General features: G+C 59.5%; 15 protein-coding genes. 7 read left to right on the plus strand and 8 right to left on the minus strand.

Translation table 11 applies throughout. The annotated features are described in order from the left end of the window. Positions 1–182 precede the first annotated feature (182 nt). Positions 183–530, plus strand: coding sequence for a hypothetical protein (locus HMPREF2894_RS03170; protein ID WP_070642222.1), 348 nt, complete (start codon positions 183–185; stop codon positions 528–530). Between the two features lie 94 nt (positions 531–624). Here HMPREF2894_RS03170 and HMPREF2894_RS03175 read toward each other — a convergent pair whose 3' ends face one another. After that, positions 625–1,371 carry a hypothetical protein gene (locus HMPREF2894_RS03175; RefSeq protein WP_070677771.1) on the minus strand — a complete coding sequence of 249 codons (747 nt, stop codon included), beginning with the start codon at positions 1,369–1,371 and terminating at the stop codon, positions 625–627. A 1,207-nt stretch (positions 1,372–2,578) separates the two neighbouring features. On the opposite strand from HMPREF2894_RS03175, the gene HMPREF2894_RS03185 reads away from it, so the two are divergent. Beyond that, positions 2,579–3,244 (plus strand): hypothetical protein, encoded by a 666-nt coding sequence (locus HMPREF2894_RS03185; RefSeq protein WP_070593105.1) that lies wholly within the window; start codon positions 2,579–2,581, stop codon positions 3,242–3,244. Positions 3,245–3,354: 110 nt separating this feature from the next. On the opposite strand, the gene pdxT is transcribed toward HMPREF2894_RS03185, so the two are convergent. Both pdxT and pdxS read right to left on the minus strand, forming a co-directional pair. Continuing rightward, on the minus strand, positions 3,355–3,993 hold the full coding sequence (gene pdxT, locus HMPREF2894_RS03190) for a pyridoxal 5'-phosphate synthase glutaminase subunit PdxT (RefSeq protein ID WP_070599239.1): 639 nt from the start codon (positions 3,991–3,993) through the stop codon (positions 3,355–3,357). Between the two features lie 107 nt (positions 3,994–4,100). After that, positions 4,101–5,006, minus strand: a complete 906-nt coding sequence (gene pdxS / locus HMPREF2894_RS03195) for a pyridoxal 5'-phosphate synthase lyase subunit PdxS (RefSeq protein ID WP_005507298.1) — start codon at positions 5,004–5,006, stop codon at positions 4,101–4,103. Between the two features lie 435 nt (positions 5,007–5,441). On the opposite strand from pdxS, the gene HMPREF2894_RS03200 reads away from it, so the two are divergent. Both HMPREF2894_RS03200 and HMPREF2894_RS03205 read left to right on the plus strand, forming a co-directional pair. Next, positions 5,442–7,082 carry a Na+/H+ antiporter gene (locus HMPREF2894_RS03200; RefSeq protein ID WP_070677772.1) on the plus strand — a complete coding sequence of 547 codons (1,641 nt, stop codon included), beginning with the start codon at positions 5,442–5,444 and terminating at the stop codon, positions 7,080–7,082. Between the two features lie 198 nt (positions 7,083–7,280). Continuing rightward, entirely contained in the window at positions 7,281–8,780 is a 1,500-nt protein-coding gene (locus HMPREF2894_RS03205) for an MATE family efflux transporter (RefSeq protein ID WP_070677775.1), read from the plus strand. A gap of 129 nt (positions 8,781–8,909) precedes the next feature. Here HMPREF2894_RS03205 and nadE read toward each other — a convergent pair whose 3' ends face one another. Continuing rightward, complete coding sequence (nadE, locus tag HMPREF2894_RS03210) at positions 8,910–9,743, minus strand: ammonia-dependent NAD(+) synthetase (RefSeq protein WP_070599234.1); 834 nt, start codon at positions 9,741–9,743, stop codon at positions 8,910–8,912. Between the two features lie 297 nt (positions 9,744–10,040). Here nadE and HMPREF2894_RS03215 point away from each other — a divergent pair, with 297 nt between their 5' ends. Then, complete coding sequence (locus HMPREF2894_RS03215) at positions 10,041–10,343, plus strand: hypothetical protein (protein ID WP_049350518.1); 303 nt, start codon at positions 10,041–10,043, stop codon at positions 10,341–10,343. Positions 10,344–10,430: 87 nt separating this feature from the next. Here HMPREF2894_RS03215 and HMPREF2894_RS09100 read toward each other — a convergent pair whose 3' ends face one another. The 4 genes from HMPREF2894_RS09100 to HMPREF2894_RS03230 all read right to left on the minus strand — a co-directional run bounded on the left by HMPREF2894_RS09100 (position 10,431) and on the right by HMPREF2894_RS03230 (position 23,304). Further along, complete coding sequence (locus tag HMPREF2894_RS09100; RefSeq protein ID WP_161799349.1) at positions 10,431–10,571, minus strand: hypothetical protein; 141 nt, start codon at positions 10,569–10,571, stop codon at positions 10,431–10,433. A gap of 95 nt (positions 10,572–10,666) precedes the next feature. Continuing rightward, positions 10,667–14,707, minus strand: coding sequence for a S8 family serine peptidase (locus HMPREF2894_RS03220; RefSeq protein WP_049350442.1), 4,041 nt, complete (start codon positions 14,705–14,707; stop codon positions 10,667–10,669). Positions 14,708–15,122: 415 nt separating this feature from the next. Continuing rightward, on the minus strand, positions 15,123–19,109 hold the full coding sequence (locus HMPREF2894_RS03225; RefSeq protein WP_070677777.1) for a S8 family serine peptidase: 3,987 nt from the start codon (positions 19,107–19,109) through the stop codon (positions 15,123–15,125). Between the two features lie 244 nt (positions 19,110–19,353). After that, complete coding sequence (locus HMPREF2894_RS03230) at positions 19,354–23,304, minus strand: S8 family serine peptidase (RefSeq protein ID WP_141754525.1); 3,951 nt, start codon at positions 23,302–23,304, stop codon at positions 19,354–19,356. Positions 23,305–23,667: 363 nt separating this feature from the next. On the opposite strand from HMPREF2894_RS03230, the gene HMPREF2894_RS03235 reads away from it, so the two are divergent. Beyond that, complete coding sequence (locus HMPREF2894_RS03235) at positions 23,668–24,306, plus strand: hypothetical protein (protein ID WP_070505761.1); 639 nt, start codon at positions 23,668–23,670, stop codon at positions 24,304–24,306. Further along, complete coding sequence (locus HMPREF2894_RS03240) at positions 24,303–25,136, plus strand: type VI secretion protein (RefSeq protein WP_070677780.1); 834 nt, start codon at positions 24,303–24,305, stop codon at positions 25,134–25,136. The genes HMPREF2894_RS03235 and HMPREF2894_RS03240 overlap by 4 nt, the downstream gene beginning before the upstream one ends. The last annotated feature ends 46 nt before the right edge of the window (positions 25,137–25,182 follow it).

Genomic DNA, 25,182 nt, shown 5'->3' on the forward strand with positions numbered 1-25,182 from the left:
GGGGGGGGGGGGGGGGGGAGTGTTTACCTCTTGAATAGGGTCTATGTGTGCTGTAAAGTAACCCACAATACGTTATACACGTGTTGCAGACTACTTGTTTTTGAGAAGTTTTCACCAATGATGGTGCGCCATCAGCTCGTCACCGGCGTAGCGAGCGAACCCCAACATGAAAGGCGGTTCCCATGTTCTTCGATATTTCTCTGATCCCGCTGGCGGTTTTGATCCTTGTGGGTCAACTGAAAAAAGCACCACCAAGGTTGCTAAACAACCCTAGCTATCAAAAGGAGAGGGAGCAGGTGCTAAAGCATCGGCGCATCCTGGATACGCTCGGCGTGGGTTTTGCTCTTGCCCTGATGATTATTCAGTGGGGTAACCCCGCGTTATCGCTTGCCTTTCAGGCGTTCGTTATTTGGTTGATTCCCAGCCAGCTGTATGATCTCTGGCAGAAGTTCAATGTGCCGCGTGGGGTACTCTTCGCGTGTGCTGTAGCCCTGATCGTTATTGAGTTTGGGTTGGCGCTCCTGCCCTAACCTGCACCCTATAACAGTTGTGGCGGTGACCGAACAATGGTCACCGCCACAACTATTTTTAAGATGAGACAGACTCAGATTAGACGGGGTTCGATTAGACAGGGTTGTCGGGGCTGGGCAGGGTTACCACCTCAGACCAGCGAGTATCCTTAGCGGCCGCACGGTTCGCGTCGCTCTTCTGCTTCACATCGGCTGGTGCCTGCTGCGCCCACGCCTCAAAAGCAACAATGTAGTTCTCGGGGTAGTTTGCTGCGAGCAGCTCCTGGCGGGTCGGGAAGTACTCCTTACCCTCTCGAATATCGACGTAGTTGCTTGCCTTGTAGGGGTCGGCGCTCTGGATGTCAGTGCGCGGGCCGGAGGCTACCTTTCCGCTTGTCACGTTATCGTCATCGATAGCGCGAACCCATGCTGCGGCGTAGGCGTGATCGGCCTTGTTCTTCTCGTACAGTGCCAGGCACTCGGCTCCTGCTGATTCAGCTTCGGCACGGGTGGGGAAGTTCGCCTGGTTGCGCACAACATGCCGTGCGGAGACGTAGGAGGGCAGTGCCGTACCGCGGTCGGCGCTAATGGCTTCCTGCTGCTTGAGGGTTTGAGCTTTCGTGGCTTCGTCAGGTTCAAGGCAGGGGGTGGAGCTCTTCTTCGCCGCGGAAGAGGAAGCGGACCCGGTGGCGCTTGAAGCTGACGGGGATGAATCCACGGTCGTGTTCGAGGGTGCGGGAGTGTTTGATGCCGTGCTGGTGGAGCTACCGCAGGAGGCAAGAAGCAGGGGGAGAATCGCCAGTGCGGCACTGCGTCGTAGACCGCTGGAATGTAACGAAAGAAAAACAGGGGTGTGGGTCATGAGACCACCTCACAAGTGGGATGGAACGATATATTGCATCTAAACGTACCCGAATATTTGATATGTGGTCAATGGAAAATATCATCTTATTTTTAAAACCAACACTCTAGACGCAAGATGTGCAACCCAGTAGTCTTAAAGTTCTGACCTGCTTAAATATGTGGTAGATGGGGTAAGAGTGCGGAGGCTTTGCGGGTCACTTACTGTTTTAGCTTTGGTTTTGGGGCTTAGTAGATAAGAAAAACAACATTGAGGCTATGTATTCGGTGTTCCGCTACTAGCGTTTTATGCTACTGAAAGGAAATGGCATCATGAATTCTACTTATAAGATGTTTGCCGTAAATGAGAAAATAATTTTATATATCTTGTTTCTCATTGTATTGCAATTTTTCTATATTTTCCCAACTAGCCTGTATATAGAGTTCAATGGATTTGTCTCGCCATGTGATAGGTGGCAAAGTGCATATTTCGACTATATACCCTTCTTCGTGGTGGGAGTTGTATTAGCTAGCTTGTGGCAGATCTTTAGTATATGGCTGGGTGTAAAGCTTCGCATAGGCATTTTTTGGATTGCGTCGCTATATTTAGTTTTTAAAATGTATGGGACTTATGAAATTTTAAAAGGCAATATCTTAAGTTCATGTAAAGTTCCTACAGAATATATGCATGGAATATTGTGGCCATATGATCTACAGGCATTCATTCTATTGGGTCCCGATATTGTCTCATGCGTTATTTTTATAGCAGTTTTTATTGCATGTTCTAAGCGTAGCTACTGGATACCAACCCTCGCAGCTGTAGCCGCATTTGTTGCGCAGTGCGTCCTCTCGGTGCTGCTCTGGGAATACGTTAGGGGACTTATCTATTTCCTCCTGCAGTAGCGTTGGGCCGTTGAGGTGCAGGCTTTTACGGAGTTCGAGGTTGCATAAAGGGCGCTCCAACCGTGCCCCTCTGGATATGTTGGCTTCTGCTGATTATCGGGCAAATAACAATATCTGATGCTGGTGTCTTTGTGCCGTATTTGCTTCAAGAGCCCGGTGGCTTCCGTGTTTGCGCAAGTCAAGACGCTGAATAAGCTTGTTTGTCGATTTTCTTTCGAGCTGTTGGCTTTTAAAAAATAAACATAATTTTCTCTTGACCACGTATCAAAACTGCCCGTATAGTGAGGGTCAATTCGGTATGTTCCAGCCCACAATGAGGTAACATCATGACCCTGAATTCTAGGACCCCCAACCCCCGCTATAGCGCACTGCGATACGGTGCCGCTCTCTTAACCCTGCCCCTGTTCCTTGCCGCCTGCGGTGGTGCAAACACCGCGGCAAGCAGCACCCCCTCACCCTCCACGGCGAGCGCCTCAGCAACGGCAAGCACCACGCCCACCGTCAGCTGCTCCTCATACTCCGCTGAAGATCTCGCATCAGCAGAAGCCGCCAAGCCCGTCCCGCGCACCGATGAACAATACCCCGCGTACATCCAGTACCGGCACATCCTCGCAGACGGCGCCCACATGATTGAGCCCAGCGAAATCGACAGCAAGTGCCACGCCGCACTCAAAGCAGGGCGGAGCACCTTCCCCGAATACGTTCAAAACATCGATGCCTACAACGCTCGCCCCAGCGTTGGACTCTCCGACCCCTTCGCCGGTAGCGAGTACCGAGACATCAAGGACCGCAACGAATTCATCCCTCACCGCGCCGACCTGGAAGAAGCCGCCTACCCCGAAATGATTATTCGTCTCTACGAAAAGTGGTACGAGGCAGCCCCCGCAGACATCAAGACGCTCAGCGACGCGAACCGTGCACGATTCCTCGCCACGAGCGCCTACCAGCAATGGAAGGCCCAGCCCCAAATCCCCAGCAGCTCCCGCGCATAAACCCACTCACGCATAAGCCCACGCAAAAACAGTTGTGGCGGTGACCGAACAACGGTCATCGCCACAACTCTTTAAACGGTCATTACCGGGCTTATTTTTTGGGGGAGGGGCTACTTGCCCTTCACCTCGCGTGCCAGAGCCAGTAGCTCCTCATGCACCGTCGTATCGCCCGTAACCTCCGGGTGGAAAGAAATACCAATCAGGTTGCCCGAACGCACACCCACAATCTTCCCCTCATGACGAGCCGTCACCTGCACACCCTCACCAGTGCCAGTTACAATCGGCGCACGAATAAACGCCGTATCAATAACCACCTCATCACCGGCAGGGGTCAGCCACGGCAGGCGCACCTCCGCAGAATCAACCTGCGAACCAAACGCGTTACGACCCACCGAAACATCCAAAACACCCAGCGACTGCTGACCCGGCGCCGGATCATCAATACGCTTCGACAACATAATCAGGCCAGCACACGTACCCAGAGTCGGCAGGCCCGAAGAAATCGCCTCAATCAGCGGCTCACGCACACCAAAAATACGGGTCAAACGGTCAATCGTCGACGACTCACCACCCGGCAAAACCAGCGCATCCAGGCCCTCAAGCTGCTCACCGGTACGCACCCAACGCACCTGCGCACCCAGAGACTCCAGCATCTCCGCATGCTCACTCACGCCGCCCTGCAACGCCAAAACACCAACCGTCAAACCCTCACCCGGCAAAACACCGGCAGGCTGAACCTTCTCAACCATCACCGCTCCCTTCAGAAAATCAACAAAAACAAGGAGGGTGGGACCCGCCTCAGCGAACCCCACCCCCTCATCAAACACTCACCCCAAACGTGGGGTGCGCGCACGAATTACCAGCCGCGCTCCGCCAGGCGGTGCGGTGCCGGAATGTCAGCAACGTTAATGCCGACCATAGCCTCACCCAGGCCGCGAGAAGCCTCAGCAACCTTCTCCGGGTCATTGTAGAAAGCGGTAGCCTTCACAATAGCCTTCGCACGAGCAACCGGGTCGCCCGACTTGAAGATACCGGAACCAACGAACACGCCGTCAGCACCCAGCTGCATCATCATCGCAGCGTCGGCGGGGGTAGCCACACCACCAGCGGTGAACATCACCACGGGCAGCTTACCGGTCTGAGCAACCTCACGAACCAGCTCGTACGGTGCAGCCAGTTCCTTAGCCTTCACGTACAGCTCATCAGGCATGGTGTTGTACAGGCCCTGCAGCTCAGCAATCTGACGCTTAATGGTGCGGATGTGCTTGGTTGCCTCAGAGACGTCACCGGTGCCAGCCTCGCCCTTCGAACGGATCATAGCGGCACCCTCGGTGATACGGCGCAGAGCCTCACCCAGGTTGGTAGCACCACACACGAAAGGCACCTTGAACTGGTGCTTATCAATGTGGTTCACGTAGTCAGCGGGGGAAAGAACCTCAGACTCGTCAATGTAGTCGACCTTCAGGGTCTCCAGAATCTGAGCCTCAACGAAGTGGCCGATGCGTGCCTTCGCCATGACCGGGATCGAAACAGCATCAATGATGCCCTCAATCATGTCCGGGTCAGACATACGAGCCACGCCACCCTGCGCACGAATATCCGCAGGAACGCGCTCGAGAGCCATGACGGCAACAGCGCCAGCATCTTCAGCGATCTTAGCCTGTTCGGGGGTGACGACGTCCATGATGACGCCGCCCTTGAGCATGTCGGCCAGGCCGCGCTTAACAAGCGGGCTGCCGGTTACGGTGTTGTTATCAGTCATGACCTTATCTTCTCACGTTCTGAGTGTTCGCGCGCACTCACAGGGGCGGATTTTCTGTTCTCTGACACAGTACGACCCCAAGTTCACGTCAGAATGACACAAAACGTCATGAAAAGCGGTCAGAGTAGGGCGGTTCGTGGGCTGAGCAGGCCCGGCTGAGCAGACCCGCCGGATGCACGCAGGTCGCCTCCCATAAACTCACATCCCGAGCGGCCATAAGGCAAGGTTTTGCTCAGGGTAAACATCCACCCACCCGCACTGAACAACGGTAAAATACAGAAGCTACGCCCGCACTCGTCCCCACGCGGAAGCCTCACGGCCCAGGGAACGAGCAAAACATTTTGGGCACCCTGGCACCCGCACACTCGCGGACATCAGCCGTCTATCAGACGCACACCATGAACCAGCCGCCACATCCAAAAGGAACACACCAAATTGCTTGAAGTCATCATTGCCCTATCGCTGGCAATTCTTCTGGGTAATATCCTCGCCCATAAAATACGGATAACCCCCGCCATTGTGCTGATATTCATTGGCCTGGCTATCGGCATTATGCCCGCCCACGAACTGCACGAAGTTCAGAGTATCGGCCTGCCGCCGCACGTCATCCTCGAAATCTTCCTGCCCATCATGCTCTTCTGGGAAGCCCGCAACACCTCATGGCGTGAAGCGCGCGCCCGTCTGCGCGGCATCCTGCTCTCGGGCACGGTGCTCGTAATTCTCACGGCGTTCGTTATCGCTTGGGTGATTCACACATTTATGGGCGTCTTCATCTGGCCTGTGGCGCTGATTATCGGTGTGGCGCTCGCCCCCACCGATGCTGTGGCCGTGGCAACGCTTAACGGCAAACTCCCCAAATCTTCCATCACCACCCTCAAAGCGGAAGCACTCATTAACGACGGCACCACCCTAGTTCTTTTCGCACTCGCCCTGCAGCTTGCGGGCGGTCATGAACTTACCCTGGGGACCGCATCCGGAATGTTCTTCTTCTCGTTCCTGATTGGAACTCTCGTTGGCCTGGCCGTCGGATGGGGTGCAGATAAGCTGCGTGCGCACATCGGCAACCCCATGAACTTCAGTGTGTTCATGTTTACCATACCGTTTATTGCTTTCTTCCTGTCTGAAGAAATCGAGCCTTTTGAAGGCATGAAAGGTTCCGGAGTGGTGGCTGTGGTGGTCGCCGCTTTCTACCTGACCTATCGCGGACCGGATACCATCAAACCCCAGAACCGTTTCTACGGACTGCCCATCTGGGCGTTCGTCACCTATGTCATGAACGGTGCGCTCTTCGTGCTCGTGGGTGTTCAGCTGCCCAGCGCCGTTGAGCATATGGATGGTGTTGTTCATGAATACAACTATGCGTGGGCTTTGGCGCTCGCCGTGATTGTGGTGGTGTGGCTCGTTTCCATTGCGGTGCGTTTTATCTTCCTGCACATCTCGATTGGTATTATTCGTGCCCTTGACCGTTCAGAAAAGCAGAGGCAGCTGCACACAACTTTCCGTGGTCGTGTAGTGAACACTTTTGCGGGACTGCGCGGCGGTGTTTCCCTCGCGGTGGCTCTCTCCGTGCCGACTGATGTTCCCGCGCGTGACTTTATTATCTTTGTTGTTGCGGGCGTGGTTCTGCTGTCGATGGTGGTTCAGGGGATGCTCCTGCCGCTCGTTATTAGGTGGGCGAAAATTCCGGTTGATACCACCGAAGAAGATGAGATTAATGAAGCAATCCGCACAATCATTGCCGAGTCCTTCGACTCTGTGGCTGAGATCGGCCAGGAAATTGGTGCACCACAGTGGATTATCGACCGCATTGCCGACGAACAGATGTACAACGCGAGTATACACCGCAACCTGCACGCCGTTCGTAAAGACGGTGCGAATGCGCCGGAAGAAGCCCGCCGCATTATTGAAGCGGGCGACCTTGAGAAAGAGCTGCGCCTGCGGCATTTGGAGAAGCAACGCAGCGTGCTCAAGCGCCTGCGTAATGAGCGCATAATCGACACGAATGTGCTCCACGCGATTCAGGAAATCCTGGATATTGAGGAGGTTCGCGTGCTTGGTCCGGTTGAGCTCGAATAGCTCACACTCCTACATGCGATACGTATGAGGCGAGGCGCCCCACCCCTAAACGGGGAGGGGCGCCTCGTTGCTTTTTATGTCTAAACCTCTAGACCCACCACTACGTGGAGACGGTACAATACACTAGCCCGTTTTTTCGCGCGGACCACGCTTCTTGCCGCGCACCGGACACAACACAGACTAGAACCACAGGAACCTATGACGTCCCACCAGACTGAAAATAACGCGCCCAAAAACGGCGCACCCAACAACACCGCACCCGCCGCAGGACACGGCCCGCACGGCGCAAGCGAAGACCCGCAGAACATCTACCTGCTCAAAGAAGCACCCATCCTCAAGGCGCTCCTCTCCCTCGGCGTGCCCATGGCACTCGGCCTCGCCATCACCAGCATCTACAACGTGGTGAACTCCTACTTCGTCGGCCACTACGGCGGCACCGAAGACCTCGCCGCCACCAGCTACGGCGTGCCCGTCTTCGGCGTCATCATGGCGATCGCAGGCCTGTTCGGCCTGGGCTCCTCAACCCTCGCCTCCCGCAAGCTCGGTGAAGGCCAGCCCGCCCACGAAATTCACCGCGTCACCTCCTTCGCCCTCTACTCGGCGCTCGGCGCCGGTGTTATCGCCGCCATTATCGGCTTCATCCTTGCCGACCCGATCACCGGCATTATGGGTGCCTCCGGCGGCTCCTACGAGCCGACCCGCATCTACGTGCACCTCATGTTCCTCGGCGCCCCCTTTGCCATTGGCATGTTCACCCTGGAACAGCTGGTCCGATCCGAAGGCTACGCCAAGCAGTCCATGTACGGCATCATCGTCGGTACCGTCGTCACCTGCATCTTTGATGTGCTGTTCATTGCCATCATGGGCATGGGTATCGCCGGCGCCGGCTGGGCGATGATCCTGGCGAACGTTGCGTCCATGCTGTACTACCTGCTGTTCCTGATGCGTCAGAGCGAGAACTTCTCCGCAAACATCCGCGACTTCTCCCTCGACCCCGCCATTATCAAGCCCGTGGTCGCGGTCGGTGCCGCCGAGCTCATTCAGAGCCTCAACCTGATCTTCGCCGCCCTGCTGCTGAACAACCTCGCCGCCTCCTACGGTGACGACACCGTCGCAGCGTTCGGCCTGGCAATGCGCCTGAACATGGTGCCCGAAATGCTGTGCATGGGCCTGTGCATGGGCGGTATCCCGCTGTACGCCTACGCGTACGGTGCCCGCAACGGCGCCCGCGTGAAGGAGGCGCTGCGCACCGCAACGATCCTGTCCGTGGCGACCTCCGCGATCATCACCATTCCGGTGCTGATTTTCCGCCGTGAACTGCTCGCCGTGGTTGGCGATGCAAGCCTCATCGACACCGGCGAAGAGGTCATGGTCGCGCTCATGCTCGCCGCCGTGTTCAACGCGGTCAGCATCGTGTTTGTGTCTTGGTTCCAGGCGTCCGGTAAGGGCGGCCCGGCAATGCTGATGACCATCGGTATTGCGTTGCTGTTCTTCCCCGCCGTGTACTTCGGCAACATGTGGTTCGGATTTAAGGGTCTGACCTGGGCGTTCCCCTTCACCCAGGTGCTCGCCTGCGCGCTGGGCCTGGTGCTGTTCCTCGCCACGGGTGGCGCGAAGGTACCGCCCGCTGAAGCTGAGGTTGAGACTGAAGGTTCTGAGGATTCGGACGTTCAGGCTGCCGCCGCATCGAAGGCATAAACGCCTCTGAACGCGAGCGCTCGCCAGCACCTACGCGGCGAGCACCTACGCAGTCAGCGTTTACACGAAAGCTCCGGACTCCCGCATAGGAGCCCGGAGCTTTTACGTTAGTTTTACGGCGGTAAAGCGCTAGTTCTTCCACCAGGAATCAAAAATCGTCACCGGAGTGGTGCGCTTATGGCGGCTACGCAGGTAAATCTGCTCCAGCTTCGCAGCGGCCGCCTCGTCGATTTCCTTACCCTCCAGGTAGTCATCAATCTGCGGGTACGTCAGACCCAGCTCATCCTCATCGGTACGGCCGGGCACGCCGTCCAGCAGGTCAGCCGTCGGCGGCTTAGCCCACAGACGCTCAGACGCACCCAAAACACGCAGCAGCAGCTGGTTCTGGCGCTTATTCAGGCCGTACAGCGGCAGCAGGTCCGCGCCGCCGTCACCGAACTTCGTGAAGAAACCCGTAATGGACTCCGCCGCATGGTCGGTACCCACCACCAGGTAGCCGGGGCCGCCAGCCACCGCATACTGGGCGATCATGCGGGCGCGCGCCTTCACATTACCCTTGTTGAAGTCGCTCATCTGCTCGCCGGTCGCGGCAGTGTAGGCGGTGTCGAAACCGTCGACAGCCTCCGCAATGTTGAAGGTCAGGGAACGGGTGGGCTGGATGAAACGCAGCGCCTCCTGCGCGTCCTCTTCGTCGTGCTGCACACGGTAGGGCAGGCGCACCGCCACGAACTCGGTGGTGCGGCCACGCTCGTTGAGGCGGTCGACAGCCAGCTGGCAGAGGCGACCCGCCAGAGTGGAGTCGATGCCGCCGCTGATGCCCAGTACCAGGCCGCGGCTTCCGGTGGCTTCCAGGTAGTCGCAGATGAACTGGATGCGACGCTCCACTTCTTCGCGTGCCTGCTCTTCGGTCATGTTGGGCTTGACGCCCATTTCACGGATGATCTGTGCCTGTAATTCACGCATGACTTAAGTGTACGCTCCACCTTATAGCCCGCGCGGTGAACCGCCGAGGGAGGCGAGGTAGTATTCCACACGGTGCGTTCAGCGCGGCGCACGCGGCGGGTTCAGTGGTGCCCCAGCCTCCCGCCAGGCCCGCAAATACACAGCATACTCACCGGTAAAAACCCTGTGCGACAAGCTACGCGGCTGTTAGCATGAACATACGGTTCAAATACCGTTCAAAACAGCCGGTGATGAGGGAAAACGCCCCCACACCCAATGCCACAGAACACGTCAACCAAGGACGGTGAAGACAGCACCATGGCAAAAACAAAAACTGAACTCTACGACGAGCTCGTAGACATCGAAACCAGCCTCGAAAACCACCCGCTCACCTCCGGGAAAATAGCGGAGGCGAACATCCTCGTCGAGCAGATGAAGGAGCAGGGCGCCACCCAGGAAGAAATCAATGAGGCACTCATCCGGCAGGGGCTGCCTTCCCTCGTGGAGATCGGCAAGAGTACCTTGACGCAGTCTTTCAGCCTCTGGAAGCTGAGTCACCGCAAGTCCAAGGTGGAAGCCGCCATTGAGAAGCTCAACCGTAAAGAAGCCCGCCAACGCTAACTAGGCCGCCTCGGGCAGAGTGAGGCAAGCAAATACCCCCGGCAGATGCGTACGGCATCCACCGGGGGTATTTCTTTCAAAGGAATATCAGTGGCTTAGATTTTCAAAGACGCTCTCATAACGGTCAACGAAGTCCGCCGCCGCGTTCAGAAGCTCCTCCTGGTCGAGGGCGTCCCGAGTAGCTGACAGCGTCTCATCCTCGCCGTTCTGAACCTGTAATTCACGCATAACCTAAGTCTACGCCGCAGACATAACAGCCCACAGAAAGAGCCGTGTCGGGGCAGAAAACTCTACCCCGACACGGCCCTCACATCCGCATCCGACTAGCGGTTATTCAGCACGCGCACGTTGTAGCGGTGCAAGAACGCCGCCATCGCGCCACGCTCAATCGGCTGAACCGGGCGGAACGAACCATCCGGCCAACCCGTCGTAATCCGCTGATCGGCCAACCACGCAATCTCGCGGTAGAACTGGCTGCCGGTCGACACGTCGCTAAACGGCGATACCGCAGGAGCCGAATATGCCGGCGAACCCGCGTAACGGTAGAAGAACGCCGCCATCGCGTCACGGTTCACCGCATCATTCGGGCGGAACGTACCGTCAGACCAGCCGGTCGTAATGCCGCGGGCGCGCATCCACTCAATCTCCTTGTAGAACGGGTGGTCGCGCGGCACATCCTTGAAGCTCGGGGTGCTCGGCGCGGTGAACTGCGGCGAACCCGCCATGCGGTAGAAGAACGCCGCCATCGCGCCGCGCTCCACCGAACCGTTCGGGCGGAACGTGCCGTCCGGGTAGCCGGTCGTAATACGACGCTGAGCCAGCCAGTTAATGTCATTCACGAACGGGTAATCTGCCGGAACATCCGTAAAGTGCGCGCTCGCGGCGGTAGCCTCAGAGTTCGACGAGACACGCAGAACCTGCGCACGCTCACCCGCAGCACCGTTCACGCCGGACAGGTCGCCGGTCGCATTGTGCATGTGCAGGAACAGTGCAGAAACGTTCTTCGCGTCGCCGTTACGGTGCGCCACCAGCTGAGTCTCCGGCGCATCCACGAACAGGTTCGGCACGCCCGCCGAATCGCCACTGAACCACAGCTTCGGTGCCGCATAGTTGAACACCACCGAATCAGTCGTATCAACCACAGTCGTAGCGGAGAACGCGCTCGAAGTGGTCACCGAGTACGAAATCTCGGTCGACTCAGCCTCGGGGTCCAGGCCCAGAACGCTCAGCGGAACAGTCATCACCAGAGTGTTCGAATCCATGATGTTGGTGTCCGTATCACCCCAGGTGCCGTTCAGCGGGTACAGGGCGTTCTCGATAGCCTGCCACTTGCCGTTGCTGCGCTTAGAAACCTTCACCAGCGGGTAGTCCAGACCCTTCTCACGCACCGTCTGCAGGCGGTAGTCGCTCGTGCCGTCCTTGTCGGTGTCAACGAACACGTAGTAGGTGCCGCGCGGGGTCACCTCCTGCCAGTTACCCCAGGTGGAAATACCGAAGGACAGGCGCGCCTCGGAGGTATCCGCACCGGCAGCCTTCAATGCCGCCACGTCCGAGGCGGCACCCACGTACTGCAGGTCCATGCGGGAATCCGAACCCACACCCAGCTTCGCGGTCGGGATGCGCGGGCTCGAAGCGCCCAGCTCAAAAGCACCCAGCAGGGAGCGGTAACCGCCCTGATCCACCGCGGTACCCTGCAGGGTCAGGGTCTGCTCGGTCGCGCCGGAACCCTCAGCATCGAAGGCGATATCGGAGCCAGCCACACGCATCGCGGAGACAGGCTTCGGTGCCACGTGCAGCGGCATGCGCAGGGTCTTCACCGCAGCCGAGGAATCAGTATCGGTCAGGATCAGGCGGCCCGAAGCGCTCGCAATGTATTGGCGGGCACCCGAAATGGTGACCGTACCGGTCGAGTAGTTTACCGAATCCTGGTTCGGGTACATGGACGGGTCGCGGGTCTTCTCCAGCTTCGACGGGTCAATGCGCACCGTCACGGTGAACGTTGCCTTCTGGCCGGCACCCACAGACACGGACTGCGGGTAGGAGAACTCCACACCCGGGATGCTCGTGCTGCCCTCATAGTTCAGGGTGTAGGTGTGCGCCACCGAGTCGGTGTTCTCAACGCTCACGCGGTGCTGCAGGGTCTGCACACCGGCGTTCGGGGTGTACTCGAGCACGCCGAAAGTGTCCGAAACCTGTTCGGGGCGTGCCGCGTTGAACAGCAGCACCTTGCCGGCTACAGCAGCCGGGGTGTTGATACGGCCGGTACCCACACGGTCCACCGCGTAGGGGTTGCCCCAGGCGTCCTGCATGTGGTGGTCGGCGGTGTTCATGATGACGGTCTTAAGCATGCGCGGACCGTACTCCGGGTGCGCCTGCATGATCAGCGCCGCAACACCGGCAACAAAGGGCGTGGACATGGACGTACCGGTCTTCACGCTCGAACCGGTGCCGCTACCAACCTCGATGGAGGAAATGTTCGTGCCCGGTGCCGCAACGTCCGGCTTGGTGATGCCGTGCGAACCGTGCAGGCCGCGCGCGGTGGAGGTGTTCGCCTGATCCAGCTTGCCGTTGGGCACGCGAATCGAGTCGCGCAGGTTCTCGCCGAGCTGCAGGGTCAGCTCACCCGAATCAATCTGCGCGGAAAGGCGCTCCACCTGGCTCTTTGCCAGGCGCACGCCCGGAATGGAGGAGTTACCGCCGATAGCGGTGTCACCAACCTCAGTGTTCGAGGTGAGCACCACGCCGGTTGCGCCAGCCGCCTGCAGGTTGTCGAAGCGTACCTTCGAACCGCAGGGTGCGGTGCCGTCAGCGTCCGCCCAGTCGATGAGAGCCCACTTGCCCTTCAGCGCTGCGGCTTCCTCTTCGGTGAATGCCTCGCAGGCGTAGCGGTTGCGGGAGGCGGCACGCACCACGGTGCCGCGCAGCTGCTCCTCGGTCGCCTTCGAATAGTCGAAGCTCACCGAGTAGTCGCCGTAGGTGTCCGCCTCGTTCGCGGGGGCGAGAATCTTCACGCGGTCCACCAGCTGGGTCGAGCCGATGGAGTTCGCCACGGTCAGGCCGTAGGCGCTGGTGCCGGGGCCGCCCGAGTTGGAGTAGGTGTCGCCCACGGCGTTGTAGTTGTTGGCGTTACCCGCCGCAACCACGGAGAGGATGCCCTCGCGGTAGAGGGAGCCGACCGCGTAGTTCACGGTCTCATCGAACACGCCGAACTCGTTGCCGAGCGACAGGTTCGCGATGTCGGCGCGGTCGGAGAAGTCGCCGTCGTCGTTGGGGTCGAGCACGCGGTCCAGGCCCTTGGGGACGAACGCGGTGGTGCCCTTACAACCGAAAATGCGCAGACCAATCAGCTGGGCGTCCGGTGCGGAGCCGGGGCCGATCTTCATGTTGTTGAGCTGCTCTTTGGTGAGCTTGGAGTAGTCGCCGTGGAAGGTGCTGCCGTCCGCGTTCACGCCGTAACCTGCCGCGGTGCCCGCCACGTGGCTACCGTGGCCGCCGCAGTCGAGCGGGTTGTTATCCGGGTGGGGAGTGGAGGTTTCCTTCTTACCGGAGTTGTAATCGTCACCGACCAGGTCGTAGCCGCCAAGGAACTTCTTCGGATCGTAGGTGCCCTCGGGAATCGTGTCGGATGCCTTTGCCTTCTCGAAGGCTTCCTGCGTGCCGGGGCCACCCAAATCGGCGTGCGTGTAGTCGATACCGGTATCGAGCACGACAATCTTCACGCCCTTGCCGGTGTAGCCGGTGGAGGCGGGGTTTGCCGGGCTCTTCGCCCACACGGAGAGCGTGTCCGTATCAATGAGGGTGCCGCTGTTCTGCGGTGCCATGTCCTCAATGATGCTGATGCGTTCCACATCGTCGCGGTTCGCGAGCGCACGAATCTGCTCGACGTTACCGTAGAGCGCCACGCCGCGCATCGTGTTATGGGTGGTGTACAGGACCTGCGCACCGGATTCCTTCGCCGCGGAGGCACCCTGCTGTTGCACGCTGGCGCGGATTGCCTGCACCTGTGCCTGCGCGTTGACGGGTGCCTGCGCGCGGGAGCGGACCGCGTCCGGCTGGGTCTGGGCGTACGCGCCCTGACCCTTGAATCGGACGAACACGGCGCGTTCGCCGGTGGCGCCGTCCAGGCTGGGGGAGAGAACTTCGTTGTTGTTCTCGCCGGTGCCGGTGTTCTGGTGGGGCGCGTCCCGGTCTGCGCCGCGTACTACGCCCGGTGCCGCGTAGGCGGCGGTACCGAACGGTAGAGCGGTCAGCCCGAGGGTGAGCCCCAGGGTGAGTGCGCCGCAGCTGCGTGCCAGTTGCTTGAGGCGGCCCGGCTGTGTGTGCCGGGCGGCTCGCGCGGGGGTAGCTTCAGGGAAGGTTGCCACTGAATGCTCCTTTTTAGTGATGGTGTGTTTCTTAGCGGTTTCTGCACCGAGGTGCTGAGCCGAGAGTTATACACCGAGAGTTCTACTCGGAGAGCTGTACGGCAAGGGTTCTGCACCGAGAGTGCTTCGGTGCGTCTGCACTGTGTTTCCAGTGCGCCTCCAGTGCGTCTGTGCGGCGTAAACGTCAAGGTTCATGCCGATGGTGAAGAAACCTTCACTTATTGTCTCAACGATTCTTTATATAACCTAGTCAGACTCGTATTACGGAACATTACTCGTATATAACAAAGTACCCAACCACAGAAAAAGGGAGCCGCACCGCCGCAGATAAACTGCAACGGTACGGCTCCCTCGGTAAAACCTGCTGAGGTAGCACCTACAGCGGTAGAACCTTACAAACCCTAGAATTCAGGTTTTAGATTTCAGGGCTTTCCTTCAGCACACCCGTGCTGTAGCGGTACACGAACGCCGCCATAGCGTCGCGGTGCACCGGCTCCACGGGGCGGAACGAACCATCGGGCCAGCCGGTGGTCACGCCCTGCTCAGCCAGCCACGAGATCTCGCGGTAGAACTGCTTGTCGGTCGGAACGTCCGTGAAACGAGCCTGCGCGGGGGCAGTGTACTCGGGCGAACCTGCGTAACGGTAGAAGAACGCAGCCATCGCGTCACGGTTCACCGAACCCTCCGGACGGTACGTACCATCGGGCCAGCCGGTCGTGATGCCCTGAGCCTTCATCCACTCAATCTCCTTGTAGTAGGGGTGGTTGAGCGGAACATCCGAGAAGCTCGGGGTGGACGGTGCGGTGTACTGCGGCGAACCGCTCATACGGTAGAAGTACGCAGCCATGGTCGCGCGGTCCATGTTGTTCAGCGGGCGGAAGGTGCCGTCCTGGTAGCCGCGATCAATCTGACGGGCAGCAATCCACGTGATTTCACGGTAGAACTGGTTATCCGCCGGAACGTCGGTGAAGCGTGCATCGTGGATGGTACGAGCCACCTTCACGACCTGTGCACGGTCGCCAGCGGCAACACCGTTAGCGGTCTTACGGCCGCTCAGGTCACCGGTCGCGTTGTGCATGTGCAGGAACAGAGCCTGACGCTCCTTGTTGTTGTTCTTGCGGTGAACGGTCAGCTGACCGCCGTCACGGTCCACGAACAGGCCGGGCACGCCCGACTCCTCACCGGTGAACCAAACACCGGGGTTGAAGGGGGAGTACTCGATAGCCGAGGTGGTGTCCACGTAGGAGTTACCCTCGTTGTGCCAGGTGTCGGTCTGCACCGTGTACTTGATGCTCTGAGCCTTCTCAGCGGTCAGGCCCAGGTCCTTCAGCGGTACACCCAGAATCATAGTGTTGGTGTCCATGATGTTGGTGTCGGTGTCGCCCCAGGCGCTGTTCAGCGGGTAGCGAGCCACCACGGTGGATGCGTTACCGGAGATGGACCAGACCTTCACCAGCGGGTAGTCCAGACCCTTCTCGCGGGTCACCTCCAGAACGTAATCTGCGGTGGAGTCGTTGTTCGTATCAATCTGCACCTGCACCTGACGTCCCCAGTGCATAGTGTCCCAAGTACCCCAGGTCGAAATACCGAAGAACAGAGAACCATCGTTCGGGTTCTTACCGGCAGCCTTCAACGCCGGAGCGTCCGAGGCGGCACCCACATACTGCAGGTCAACAGCCTGGTTCGACGGCAGCTTCAGCTGACCGGACGGAATACGGTCACTGACCGCACCCAGCTCAAACGCACCCAGCAGCGAACGGTAACCGCCCTGGTTCAGGGTCGTACCACGCAGAGTCACCGTGGACTCCTTATCGGCAATGCCCTTGTAATCAATACGGGAGGCATCAACACGCATCTTCGAGACGGGCTTCGGTGCCACGTGAATCGACTGGCGGATCGCCTCGCGACCATTCTCAGAGAAAATCAGGCGACCAGAAGCGCTCGCAATGTACTGACGCTTACCGGCGGCCAGAGTCTTACCGTTCGTCCAGTCCTGAGCAACCTGGTCGGCGCTCATCGCCGGGTCCATGGTCTTCTCCAGCTTGGACGGGTCAATACGCACGGTCACGGTCACGTTCTTACGCTCACCGGCACCCACGCTCACCTGCTGCGGGTAGGAGTACTCCACACCCGGGATGGTCGTGCTTGCCTCGTAGTTCAGAGTGTAGGTGTGAGCCTGCGAATCGGTGTTGTCCAGCACGATTTCACGCTGAACAGTCTGAATACCCGAATCGGGGGTGTACTCCAGCACACCAAACGCGGTCGAAACACGCTCGGGGGTCTTCGCATCGTACGCGATAACCTTCGCGTCCACGGCGGCGCGAGCATTCACCATGCCCGTACCCACACGATCCACCGCGTACTCCACACCCTGCTCATTCTTGATTGGGGTGGACGCGCCGTTCATCAGCGCAGCCTTAATCATCTGCGGGTTGTAATCCTGATGCGCCTGCATCACGAGGGCGGCAATACCGGTCACATGCGGGGTCGCCATGGAGGTACCGGTGAAGGAAACACCCTTATTACCCGTACCCACAGCGGCAGACACAATCTCAGTACCCGGTGCCGCAAGGTCAGGCTTAATGAAGCCATCAGAACCGTGCTGACCGCGAGCGCTCGAGGAATTCAAATCAAAAGCGTGCGAGTGAGGACCGCGGCCCGAAGCCTTGTAGTCCAGGTTCATCTCAACGGTCACCGGACCGGCAGCCAGAGCCTTCTCCAGGTCCTTCGTCGAAGAAGCAGTCAGACGCAGACCCGGAATGGTCGCATTACCACCAATGCCGATCGTGTAGCGCTCAGCCTTACCGGCCATCACCACGCCAACACCGCCGGCAGCCTGAACGTTATCGAAACGCACCTTCGAACCGCACGGGAACGTCAAATCGTCCTGATCCCACTCGAAGTAAACCCACTTACCCTTCAAAGCCTTCGCCTCTTCAGCGGTGAAAGCCTCGCAAGCGTAACGGTTACGCTTCGGTGCGGCAACAACCTCGCCGCGCAGCTGATCAGCGGATGCCTTCGAATAATCGAAGTTCACCGAATAATCACCCTGCAACCACTCCAAACCAGTCTTTGTGGTCGCGCGGACACGGTCAATCGGCTGAGTGGAGCCGTAGGCGTTCGCCACCGACAGCGCCGCAGCCGCATTCGCCGGGCTACCCGAATCGGAGTAGGTGTCACCCACACCGTTGTAGTTATTGGCGTTACCGGCAGCAGCCACAGTGAACACACCCTGGCGCGCCATCGTATTAATCATGTACGACTCAGGATCGTCAGCCGGGGCGAACTCGCCACCGAGCGACAGGTTCACAATATCGGCGCGGTCAGAGAAATCACCGTCACCATTCGGGTCCATCACGGTATCAAGCGCCTTCATCACAACACTCGAATTGCCGTAGCAGCCGAACACACGAATCGCCAAAATCTGAGCATCAGGAGCAGTACCGGGGCCAATGGACATGCCCTTCAGCTGCTCCTCCGTCAGGTTCTTGTAATCGCCACGGTAAGTCGTACCGTTCGCCGTCACACCATAACCGGCGGCAGTACCCGCCACGTGCGTGCCGTGACCGCCAGAACCGAAACCATCCGGGCGGCAATCCAGCGGGTTATTATCCGGCTGCGGAGTCGACTTCTCAGCCACCGACGCATTGTAGTCATCACCGACCAGGTCAATGCCGCCAATGAACTTATTACGATCAATCAGACCCGAATCAGCGGACGGAAGCTCCGTCATCGCCTTAGCCTTCAGGTACGAATCCACCGTACCGGGGCCACCAAAATCAGCGTGCGTATAGTCAACACCGGAGTCAACAACCGCAATCTTCACGCCCTTACCCGTGTACCCCGTATTCTCACGAGTCCACGTGGCAAGAGTCTTCGTATCAATCTCGCTACCGGAGTTCATACGCTCCTTCGCGATAATCGGCGAAATACGCTCCACATCCGGGCGCTCCGCCAACGCACGAATCTGCGCAGCATCACCAGTAATCGCCGCACCACGCATCGCATTATGCGTGGTGTACATCAGCTTCGCGCCAGAAGCAGCCGCCACAGACTGAGCCTGCGACTGCACCTGAGCTGCAATAGCCTGCACCTGCGCCTGACGGTTCGCCGGCGCCTCCTTACGTGCCAGAACAGCCGCGGACTGGGTCTGCTCATACGCGCCCTTGCCCTTGAACTGCACGTACACGGTGATCTGGCCTTCAGCCTTCTGCAGGCCCGGGCTGATACGCGAGGCAGCGTTACCGGATGCGCTCGCAGTGCTTCCTTCGACCTGCTGGGGGCTCTGAGCGTGAGCGGCAGAGAAAGTGGCGGGAACGCCGAGAGTAAGGGCAAGAGCCGCACTCAAACCGGTCGCACCGACAGCCTTCATTCTGCGGCGTGGCGCATGAGGCGTTGTCATGGAATCCTCCTTCGGATTATCTATTTTTCGACAGTGCTGTGTGCTCTGTGGTTGTGTATCGGTGATGTGCGGAGGCGGCCCCACCGGCAGACGACGAGTGAGTGCATCCGCCGGTGAAACCGCCACCAAAACTTGAGAGGTTCCGGGATTTCAGGCCCCGGACCCTGCCGGTTCCAGGTACCCCTCCCACCTCATGCAGGAGGTGGGAGGGGATCCGAACCGTTTGCTACCGGTTAGCTACCGTCTAGCGGCCGGCCTGGTTAGCAACCTTCTCGGTGTAGCGGTAGATGAACGCCGCCATTGCGTCGCGGGCAATGGGGGTCACCGGGCGGTAGGTGCCGTCCGGCCAGCCGGTGCTGATGCCCTTCGAAGCCAGCCACGTGATTTCACGGTAGAACTGGTTATCGGTGGAAACATCGCTGAAGTGGCTGGTCGCGGGCAGATCCACGTGCGGGGAACCCGCTGCACGGTAGAAGAACGCAGCCATGGCGTCACGGTTCACCGGTGCGGAGGGGCGGAACGTGCCGTCCGAGTAGCCGGTGGTGATGCCCTGAGCCTTCATCCACTCAATCTCCTTGTAGAAGGGGTGCGTGGTGGGCACATCCTTGAAGCTCGGAGTGGAGGGGGCAGTGAACTGCGGGGAACCCTGCATGCGGTAGAAGAACGCCGCCATTGCGCCACGCTCCACGGACTCCAGCGGGCGGTATGTGCCGTCCGGGTAGCCGGTGGTGATGCCGCGCTGAGCCAACCAAGAGATCTCGGTGTAGAACTGGTCGGTGTTCTTCACATCGGTGAAGCGGGACGGAGTGATGTACTCGGTCTGCTGCTCCTTGATGTTCAGCACCTCGGCGCGGTTGCCCTTGGCGCCGTTGGTGCCGGAGAGGTCGCCGGTGCCGTTGTGCAGGTGCAGCAGTAGCGCCTTGGCGGGGGTACCGGATTCGCCGAGCGCGGGGATTGCGTCAGCGGAGCGGTGCGCCGTCAGGGTGGTGGTGGAGGCATCCGGGTGGAGGCCAGCCACGGAGGAGGAGTCGCCGCTGAACCACAGCTTGGGGCTGAAGGGGCGGTACTTGATCCAGCCGGTTTCGCTGACGTTACCCCACTCGTACTGGGTGGTTGCGCTGACTCGGTACTGGATGTCCGGGTTGTTTGCGCTGGTCAGGCCCAGGTCCTTGAGGGGTGCACCCATGATGAGGGTGTTGGTGTCCATCATGTTGGTGTCCACATCACCCCAGGCGCCGTTGAGCGGGTAGTAGCCGAGCTCGACGAGGTTGCCGTTCTTGTATCCGTAGAGGCGAACCAGCGGGTAGTCCAGGCCCTTAGCGCGGTCGGTGACCAGCTTGTAGTCGGCGCGGTTGTTGCCGTCGGTGTCGATTTCTACGGTGAAGGTGTTCTCGTAGGAGACAACATCCCAGTTCGCCCAGGTGGAGATACCGAAGCGCAGGGTGCCGTCATCAGCGTTGCCGCCGGCTGCCTTCAGCGCGGGCGCATCCGAGGAAGCACCGACGTACTGCAGGTTCGCCTTAACGTTGCTGTTCAGCGACAGGGAGGTGGGAGCCACACGGTCCACGCTCGCACCGTACTCGAACGCGCCGAGCAGGGAGCGGTAGCCGCCCTGGTTGACCTCGGTGCCGCGCAGCGAGATCTGGGACTTGGTCCAGCCGGTGTCTGCCTTCTGAGCCTCGTCGCTGGAGGGCTTCTGGGTGAAGGTGACGGTGTCTTCGGCAGCGTGCATGGTGCTCACGGGCTTGGGTGCCACGTGAACGGGCAGGCGCAGTGCCTTGGTGCCGTCTTCGGTGAGGACGAGTCGGCCGGATGCGCTGGCAATGTACTGACGGTACTGTGCGGGAACGGTTTCGTTGCCGGTGTAGTAGTCAGTTGCGTTCTGGGTGGTGTCCATTGCTGCGTCGCGGGTCTTCTCCAGCTTGGACGGGTCGATGCGCACGGTGACTTCGAACTTCTTAGTTTCACCGGGTGCGAGGGTGACCGCGGAGGGGAAGGAGTATTCCACACCGGGAATATTAGTGCTTTCAGCGTAGGACAGGGCGTAGGTGTGCGCCACGGAGTCAGTGTTCTCGACCGTCACCTCGCGGGTTAGGGTCTGAACGCCAGCATCCGGTGCGTACTCGAGCACACCGAAGCTCAGGGACACGGTGCCGCTCTTGTCAGCGTTGTAGACGAGGGACTTCGACTGCACGGCAGCGAGGGTGTCGACTCGTCCGGCGCCCACACGGTCCACCGCGTATGCGGCACCGGATTCGGTGCGCACATCGTGGGTTGCGGTGTTCATGAGGGCGGACTTGACCTGTGCGGGGGTGTAGCTCGGGTGGCTCTGCATGACCAGGGCGGCGGAGCCGGTCACGTAGGGTGCCGCCATGGAGGTGCCGCTGAAGGTCACGGAGTTGTTACCGGTCGCTACCGCCGCGGAGGTGATGTACGAGCCGGGTGCCGCAATGTCGGGCTTGGTGTAGCCGTAGCTACCGTGGAAGCCGCGGGCACTCATGGGGTTCAGCTGATCCAGCTTGCCGGTGTCCACGCGCAGGGAGGACTTCAGCTCGTTGCCGAGGCGCACGGTCAGGGGCTTACCTGCCGCTTCTGCTGCGGTGATCTGTGCACGCAGGTCCTTAGCGGCGGATGCTGCCAGTCGGAAACCGGGCAGGGTATCGTTACCCGCGATGCCCAGGCCGGGCTCTTCGTCATTGCCTGCAAGCAGTACGCCCTTGGCGCCTGCCGCCTCCAGGTTGTCGAAGCGCACCTTGGAGCCGCAGGCGAGTTCACCGTCATCTTTAGCCCAGTCGATGAGCACCCACTTGCCCTTTACCGCTGCCGCTTCGTCGGCGCTGAGGGCGTTGCAGGCGTAGCGGTTGTTCTCGGAGATTGCGGTGAGTTCACCGGTGAATTCCTTGGTGCCCGCCTGGGCCCAGGGGTAGGAGACGCTGTAGTCGCCGCGTACCTTGCGGGTGGTGCCGGTGGCGGGGTCGGTCAGCTCTGCCGCATCGACGGCGCGGGTGGAGCCGTAGGCGTTAGCTACGGTGATTGCGCTGGCTGCGGTGGCGGGGTGACCGGAGTTGGAGTAGGTGTCGCCGCGCAGGCTGTAGTCGTTGGCGTTACCTGCGGAGATTACGGAGAGCACGCCGGCGCGGGTAAGCGCGTCAACGGCGTAGGCTTCGGGGTCGTCCTGCGGGGAGAATTCGCCACCGAGGGACATGTTGACCACGTTCGCGCGGTCGGAGAAGTCGCCGTCACCGTTGGGGTCAAGAGTGCGGTCGAGCGCCTCGATAACGACGTTGGTGCTACCGCTGCAGCCGAAGACGCGGAAGGCGTAGATTTCAGCGTCGGGGGCGACGCCGGGGCCAATCTTCATGGTCTTGAGCTGCTCTGCGGTGAGCTTGCTGTAGTCGCCGGTGAAGGTGGTGCCGTCGGCGTTCACGCCGTAGCCTGCCGCGGTGCCCGCCACGTGGGTGCCGTGGCCGCCGGTGGTGCAGTCGAGCGGGTTGCCGTCGGGGGTTGCGGTGTTGCTACCGTCGTAGGCGTCACCGACGAGGTCGTAGCCGCCAGCAACCTTGGTGCGGTTGATGAGTCCGGAGTCTGCGGAGGGCAGCTCGGTGAGCTTGGATGCCTTCTCATAGTCTTCGAGCTTGCCGCTACCGCCGAAGTCGGTGTGGGTGTAGTCGATGCCGGAGTCGATGACGGCGATCTTGACGCCCTTGCCGGTGTATCCGCCCGCGCCGGCGGGGTTGGTGGTGCCGGTCCAGGTGGCGAGGGAGCCTGCGTCGATGGCGGCGCCCGCGTTCTGGCGGTACTTGGGCAGGATGGGCGAGATCTTCTCTACGTCGGGGCGGCTGGCGAGTGCCCTAATGGACTCTGCGTCACCGCGCACTGCCACGCCGCGTACTGCGTTGTGGGTGGTGTAGAGGACCTGCGCGCCGGACTGGCTGCTGACCTGCTGTGCCTGGCTCTGCACCTGGGAGGCGATGGCCTGCACCTGCGAGCTGGTGTTGACGGGTGCCTGCGTACCGGCGCGTACGCCTGCGGGCTGGGTCTGTTCAAAGGCGCCCTTACCCTTGAAGCGGACGAAGGCGGTCACGGTGCCGCTGGCGTTCTTCATGCTGTCACTGATGACCTGCTGCTTGATTGCGTCGGGGTCTTCGGCGGCCTGGGCGGTGGTGCCCAGGGCTGCGAGGGGGCTCAGCGCCATGCTGAGGGTGAGTAGCCCGCTGCCGATTCGGCGTCGATGCGACCGGCCGCGGGGGTTTGGGGAGGCGGTGTGTTGCACGGTGCTCCTTTGCTTGGCTCCCGGGGTGTTTCTGGGAGGCTGGTGTGTTTTTCTGGTGGGTTCCAGCTGAGCTTGAACACACTAGATGTGAACTAGGATACACCTCAAAATGGCTTGTGAAGCGTTTATTACTCCTAAATGCATCAAAATGTGGACATGTTCGACTCTTTTCTTTTTCACGTTTTTCATTTGCATTTGGGTTCAGGTTCTTTTCAGGTTCGGTTGTTACTGTAAAACCATCTATTGAACATCTATCAAAAATGATGGGATAGGGAGGGCTGAACCATGGTCAAGCGACGCGTTTCTGGTGACGATTCTGTTCTGCTGATGTCCCCCCAGGTTATGTACGGCCGCCCCGGTCCACGGTTGGAACGCATCCATAGAGGAGAGGTGCAGGGCATCCTCACCGAGCACAGCTCATCCGCCTGGCAGATTGGCGAGGTGGTAGGCTACGCCCCCATGGAGAAGCCACCCGAAACCCTGGATATGAAGAGCCTCTTCACCGACTGGAGCGGCTTCACCTGGTATGTCCTGGGGCCGTTGCTTCGGATGGTGTTCTGGTCATCTTTCTTTATCGTGCTGATGAGCCCGATACTTTTCAGCCTGGGTTTCAGGGGAGTGGGCGAGGAAATGGCGATGATACTTGTCATTTTTTTGATTCCGCTCTTTTATTTCCCTCCGCTGATTTTGCTTGTGGGCTTTGTCGGCCTCGTCGCAGAAATCTGGTTGCTGCTCCTCTGCGTAGGAAAGTTTCTGAATGCTGTTGGGGATGCCGTCGAATCGACGCGCCTGCTCGTTAGGCAGCACAAGATTCAGCAGGATTTTCAATTCCGGCTGGTGTACGAGTGCACCCCGCTTGACGGTGGTTCAGCTGAGGCATTGCTGCACCGCATCCTTGAATCGCACCAGGAGGAGGAATCATGACCGACGATAACAACCAGCCCATCGACGACCAACCCGTTTCCCCTCATCAGCGTGTTTTAAAGGTGGCACCGCAGGTGCATTACGGTCGCCCCAACCCGCAGCTGATGCGCATCCACGCCGATGATGTTCAGGGAACTCTCCCTCAGGGAGAATCGCCGGAGGAGCACGGCGGCGAGCTGGTCGGATACAGCCCCGTTCCGGTTCATAAACGCAAGCCGCACACTGGTAGACGCGTGGTGGAGGTGCTGGTGTACCTAGCGTTGGCTATCGCGGCGAATCCTTTCGTATATTTCTTGTTGCCTTCTTATACCCTGAGCGAAGAAACTCTAGGTTCTCTATATCTGGCGGGCATAGGGTTTTCGGTGCTGAGCATCGGTATTCTTCCGCTAACGCTGTTCTTTTTCTCTCTGTGGGCTCTCATCAATTTCTTAGGTGTGATGGTGCGGCTCATCTGGAGGCGTAAGGCCGGGGAGAAACTTACGTTCCGGCTGGTGTATGACTGCGCCCCGCCCTCTAAAACAAACCAGGAGCGCTACGCTTCGCGGCATCGTAGTGGCATTACTCAGCCGGTGACGAGTTTTGGCGGTTCGTCTGATTCATCTCAGAAGGGGGAGGCGAAGCTTCTGTTCTTTGCCGTTTCCGTACTGAATCCTTATATTGCGGCGGGGATTCTCTCCATTACGGGCCTGTTCGGGGCGGGGCCACTCGTCGCAGCTCTCTTTATGATGGTGAATCAGGTGAGCGCAGGGCTCATGGGGATTCCCGGCATCATCTGGTTTGTGGCGTGGATTCTGAGCATTGTGCGGCTTATCGAAGCGGCCGAGGCTTAAGCAGGCTAGCCACTGGCTCAAAGAACAGCTGCGGGATTGAGCCCCC

This window comes from Rothia sp. HMSC066G02 (assembly GCF_001813145.1).
Classification (GTDB): domain Bacteria; phylum Actinomycetota; class Actinomycetes; order Actinomycetales; family Micrococcaceae; genus Rothia.

Excerpts from the sequence above, each read along its gene's own strand:
- HMPREF2894_RS03170 (WP_070642222.1), top strand. The coding sequence starts at position 183 with ATGTTCTTCGATATTTCTCTGATCCCGCTGGCGGTTTTGATCCTTGTG.
- HMPREF2894_RS03175 (WP_070677771.1), bottom strand. The coding sequence starts at position 1,371 with ATGACCCACACCCCTGTTTTTCTTTCGTTACATTCCAGCGGTCTACGA.
- HMPREF2894_RS03185 (WP_070593105.1), top strand. The coding sequence starts at position 2,579 with ATGACCCTGAATTCTAGGACCCCCAACCCCCGCTATAGCGCACTGCGA.
- pdxT (WP_070599239.1), bottom strand. The coding sequence starts at position 3,993 with ATGGTTGAGAAGGTTCAGCCTGCCGGTGTTTTGCCGGGTGAGGGTTTG.
- pdxS (WP_005507298.1), bottom strand. The coding sequence starts at position 5,006 with ATGACTGATAACAACACCGTAACCGGCAGCCCGCTTGTTAAGCGCGGC.
- HMPREF2894_RS03205 (WP_070677775.1), top strand. The coding sequence starts at position 7,281 with ATGACGTCCCACCAGACTGAAAATAACGCGCCCAAAAACGGCGCACCC.
- nadE (WP_070599234.1), bottom strand. The coding sequence starts at position 9,743 with ATGCGTGAATTACAGGCACAGATCATCCGTGAAATGGGCGTCAAGCCC.
- HMPREF2894_RS03215 (WP_049350518.1), top strand. The coding sequence starts at position 10,041 with ATGGCAAAAACAAAAACTGAACTCTACGACGAGCTCGTAGACATCGAA.
- HMPREF2894_RS09100 (WP_161799349.1), bottom strand. The coding sequence starts at position 10,571 with ATGCGTGAATTACAGGTTCAGAACGGCGAGGATGAGACGCTGTCAGCT.
- HMPREF2894_RS03225 (WP_070677777.1), bottom strand. The coding sequence starts at position 19,109 with ATGACAACGCCTCATGCGCCACGCCGCAGAATGAAGGCTGTCGGTGCG.
- HMPREF2894_RS03230 (WP_141754525.1), bottom strand. The coding sequence starts at position 23,304 with ATGGCGCTGAGCCCCCTCGCAGCCCTGGGCACCACCGCCCAGGCCGCC.
- HMPREF2894_RS03235 (WP_070505761.1), top strand. The coding sequence starts at position 23,668 with ATGGTCAAGCGACGCGTTTCTGGTGACGATTCTGTTCTGCTGATGTCC.
- HMPREF2894_RS03240 (WP_070677780.1), top strand. The coding sequence starts at position 24,303 with ATGACCGACGATAACAACCAGCCCATCGACGACCAACCCGTTTCCCCT.